This window comes from Methanobrevibacter sp., assembly GCF_045586545.1.
Taxonomy (GTDB): domain Archaea; phylum Methanobacteriota; class Methanobacteria; order Methanobacteriales; family Methanobacteriaceae; genus Methanocatella.
The window spans coordinates 1-4,337 of the sequence record NZ_JAZNAN010000110.1 but is presented as its reverse complement, the minus strand read 5'-3'; the positions used below and the strand labels follow the sequence as shown (position 1 = coordinate 4,337).

General features: G+C 33.9%; 4 protein-coding genes. All 4 read left to right on the top strand.

The window, feature by feature from the left end; all coding sequences use genetic code 11:
* Positions 1-13: 13 nt before the first annotated feature.
* Genes ACKI3D_RS08195 through ACKI3D_RS08180 form a run of 4 tightly spaced genes read left to right on the top strand, consistent with a single transcriptional unit; the run spans position 14 to position 4,097 of the window.
* Entirely contained in the window at positions 14-1,636 is a 1,623-nt protein-coding gene (locus tag ACKI3D_RS08195) for an ABC transporter substrate-binding protein (RefSeq protein ID WP_407393592.1), read from the top strand.
* Between the two features lie 56 nt (positions 1,637-1,692).
* The gene (locus tag ACKI3D_RS08190; RefSeq protein WP_407393591.1) at positions 1,693-2,682 is read left to right on the top strand and encodes an ABC transporter permease; all 990 of its coding nucleotides are present in this window, start codon (positions 1,693-1,695) and stop codon (positions 2,680-2,682) included.
* On the top strand, positions 2,675-3,532 hold the full coding sequence (locus tag ACKI3D_RS08185; protein ID WP_407393589.1) for an ABC transporter permease: 858 nt from the start codon (positions 2,675-2,677) through the stop codon (positions 3,530-3,532). Before ACKI3D_RS08190 ends, ACKI3D_RS08185 begins: the two co-directional genes overlap by 8 nt.
* Positions 3,533-3,587: 55 nt before the next feature.
* The gene (locus tag ACKI3D_RS08180) at positions 3,588-4,097 is read left to right on the top strand and encodes a GNAT family N-acetyltransferase (protein ID WP_407393588.1); all 510 of its coding nucleotides are present in this window, start codon (positions 3,588-3,590) and stop codon (positions 4,095-4,097) included.
* Positions 4,098-4,337 lie beyond the last annotated feature (240 nt).

The following is a 4,337-nucleotide window of genomic DNA, read 5'->3' as shown; positions in this document are numbered from 1 at the left end:
ATGGTGAAAAGTTATGGATAAAAAAACAATGATGATTATTGGTGCTATCGCAGCACTTCTTATTATTATTGTTGGTGCTTTTGCATTAATGGGTGGTTCTCATGATGATGATCCGACTCACTTAACTGTAGCAGCACACAGTAATATTAAAGAACCTGATGCTGGTTTCAACCCACTTGTTGGTTGGGGTTGCGGACACCAGAATTATAATCCTTTAGTACAAAGTTGTTTATTTAAAACAGATAAAAATGGAGATATTGTTCCTGATCTTGCTACTGATTATTCAATTAGTGACGATGGAAAAACTTGGACTGTACATGTAAGAGATGATGTTAAATTTTCAGATAATTCTACTTTCGATGCTGAAGATGTAGCATTCACATTCAACACCGCAAAAGAAACTGAATCTGAACTTGATTTAACAAACATTGAAAAAGTTACAGCTATAGATTCAAAAACTGTTGAATTTACATTAGTTGAACCTAGATCAACATTTATCTATGATTTAAGATATGTTGGTATTGTACCTTCAGATTCATATGACAATGAAACTTATGGTTCCAACCCAATTGGTACTGGACCATATGTATTAGACCACTGGGATAAAGGTCAACAAGCTATTTTCAAAATCAATGATAACTATTATGGTGACAAACCATACTTCACTCAAGTTACAATTTTATTCCCTGAAGAAGCAACTTGGTTAGAATTAGCTAAATCCGGTGATGTTGATGTAGTTCCTGTAGCAACTTCTGCATTAAACCAAACTGTTGACGGATATCAATTTGTTGAAAAATCAGCAGGAAGAGCACAAGGTATATCCTTCCCTTACCAACAAGATACCGGTGCAGTAAGTCCTGGAGGTTACAAAATTGGTAACAATGTTACTGCTGATAAAGCAATCAGAGAAGCATTAAATGTCGGTGTTAACCGTCAAGTTATGTGTGATGACGTATTCTCTGGACATGCTACTCCTGAATATACTAGTGTAGATACAAGAGATTATGCAAATCCTGATGCCAAAGTTCAAGATGGTGATGTGGACAGAGCAAAAGAAATATTAAAAGAAGGTGGATGGGAAGATACTGACGGTGATGGAATCGTAGAAAAAGACGGTATGAAAGCGTCATTTGATTTATACTACCCACCAGATTACCTTGACAGACAATCTCTAGCAACAGTATTTGCTGAACAAGCAAAAGAAATTGGAATTGAAGTAAACTTAGTTGGTGCTGATTGGGATACTATTTATGCTAATATGTACTCCTCAGCTGCAGTAATGCAACAAACTTCACCAGATCCATACAAATCAATCTATCAACAATACCACAGTAAAGAAGCAGATGACTTCTACATGAATCCGGGATTATATAACAACACCGATTCCGATAAGTTAATGGATGAAGCAATGCATACAAGTGATTTAAGTGCAGCAGATGCATTATGGGCTGAATCCGCTCTTGTTAACGGTGGAGGTTGGGGTCCTGCTGGTGACGCTCCATTTGCATGGCTTGTAAACTACGACTACAACTACTTCATTAAAGATGGAATCGATATTGGTGAACAACCTGACGGTTTAGGAAACGATATTTTAATTAACATCTGTGAGTGGACTAGAACCAATTCCACAGCTTAATTAAATATTTTTCCTTTTTTTTATTTTTTTTTAAAAAATTTTAAGGGGGTTTCTTTTTGAATAAAAATCAATTATTGAAATTTTTCGGTTACAAATTCATACGTTTTGTAATATTAATTCTTGTAGTTGCAATTTTTAGTTTTATATTATTAGATTTATCCCCTATTGATCCAGTTAATGCTTATTTAAGACAAGCTGCAGTATCAGAAGCACAAAGGCAGATTCTTGAAAATTATTTCGGTACTAATGTTCCATTAACTACAAAAATTTGGCATTGGCTATTAGATTTAGTACAGTTTGATTTAGGAACTTCCCTAATATATCGTGCACCGGTTATTGATATTATATGGGATAAAGCTTCTGCATCTATTGTGTTGATGGCGATTTCATGGTTGTTAAGCGGAATCCTTGGTTTTGCAATGGGTGTTGTTGCCGGTAAAAATAAAGGTACTTGGATTGATAAGGCTGTTAAAGTATATTGTTATGCAATTCAATCAGCTCCTTCCTTTTGGGTAGGAATGCTTGTTTTAATGGTATTTGCGGTTTATTTAGGATGGTTTCCAATAGGATTTGGTGTGCCGATTGGTGTAAAGAGTACGGATGCAACGTTCATGGAATGGGCATCAAGATTGGTTCTGCCTACATTAACTTTGAGTCTTGTTGGTTTGGCGCCAATTGCAATGTATACCCGTAATGAATTAATCCAAGTTTTATCATCTGATTATGTATTGTTTGCAAAGTCAAGAGGAGAAAAAGGTTGGGATTTAGTAAAAAACCACGGATTAAGAAATATATTGTTGCCTGCAGTAACACTACAATTCTTGTCATTCAGTGAATTGTTTGGAGGGGCTGTGCTTGTTGAACAAGTATTCACATATCCTGGTATTGGACAGACCGCTGTAGCGGCAGGTCTTCATAGTGATGTCCCATTGTTTTTAGGAATTGTAGTATTTAGTGCAATATTCGTATTTATAGGTAACCTACTTGCTGATATTTCCTATTATTTAATCGATCCAAGAATTAAGGAGAGTGAATTTGGTGATTAAGAAAAGAGAAGTGGATGATAAAAAACAATGGTTTTTATACCCGGCTAATCTCAGGACAAAAACTCTTGTCATTATTGTGCTTTCCGCATTAGTTATCGCAACAATATTTGTTTCGGGTTATTTTATGAGAGATATTTCGACAAGTTTTGTTAGTGCTAACCAGATGCCTTCACTTGAGCATATCTTTGGAACCGATTGGATGGGAAGAGATATGTTTCAGCGTACTATCGCAGGGCTTGGATTAAGTATCATGGTAGGTTTTATTGCATCTGCAGTAAGTACTTGTATTTCTATCATATTAGGGCTGTTTTCAAGTTTCAATAAATTTGCAGATGAATGCGTTGCAGGGATTATAGATTTATTCGGTTCAATACCACATATTCTTTTGATTATTCTTGTTTCCATCATGTTTGGTGGTGGAGTATATGGGGTAATTATGGGTGTAGGTTTAACACACTGGACGCCGCTTGCAAGGGTCTTAAGATCAGAGGTAAAAGAGATTAAAACCAAAGAATACATTGCTTTAGCAGAAAATCTTGGAAGGAGTAAAGTTTGGATTGCACTTAAACACGTTTTACCTTTAATAGTTTCCCAAATCATTGTAGGGGTCATTCTGATGTTCCCTCATGCAATTATGCACGAAGCCGCAATTACATTTTTAGGATTCGGTTTGCCCCCTCATGAGCCTGCTATTGGTGTAATCTTGTCTGAATCAATGCACTATTTATCTTCTGGATATTGGTGGCTTGCATTCTACCCAGGTATGTCATTGTTAATTGTTGTATTATTATTTGACTTAATTGGGGAAAACGTTGAAAAATTACTCAATCCTGAAACTGCACAAGAATAAGAGAAATATATTTATTTCTCTTTTATTTATTTTTTAGAATTATTGGGATGGTAAAATGGAGTTTGAAATTAGAGAAGTTAAAAATGAAGAAAGTGAAATTAGTGCCGTAAAAGAGTTTTTATATGGCCAAATCATGATTGAGTATGGAATTGGGCCTACTCCTAAATTTCATTATGATATTGATGGGATAAGAGATTATTATATTTTACCTGAAAACAATAGTTTTTTCATAGCTTTGGATGGGGATAAGATAGTTGCGACTGCGGCCATTAGAGCATATGATGTTGATTATGATCTTTTCAAAGGGGTTTATTCAAAAGATGATACTGCAAGCATATGGCGATTAATGGTTGATGAGGAATATAGGAGACATGGTCTTGCACGCCAATTGGTTAATAACATGGAAGAATTTGCCAAAAATGCAGGTTATGATAAAATTTATTTGCATACTCACAGGTATCTTGATGCGGCTTTGCCATTCTGGAAATCGCTTGGTTATGAAATCACAATTGAAGAAGATGACTACGATGAAACAACTCATATGGTTAAATTTTTAAATCAGTAGTATTATTTTATAAAAAAGTATTATTTTTTTTATTTATCTAATTCTTCTTTTAATCTATTAATATTCTTTTTAATCTTAATTATTTATCAAAAAACTTATTTTATAATATTTAATTTTGCTAATTTGTATTATATGTCTATTTTTTTATATTTAAAGATTTTTTATTTATTTTCTAAAGTATTACTATGTTGTAAAAAATTATTATATTTCTTCAATTATTTATTTAATCGATTCATATTT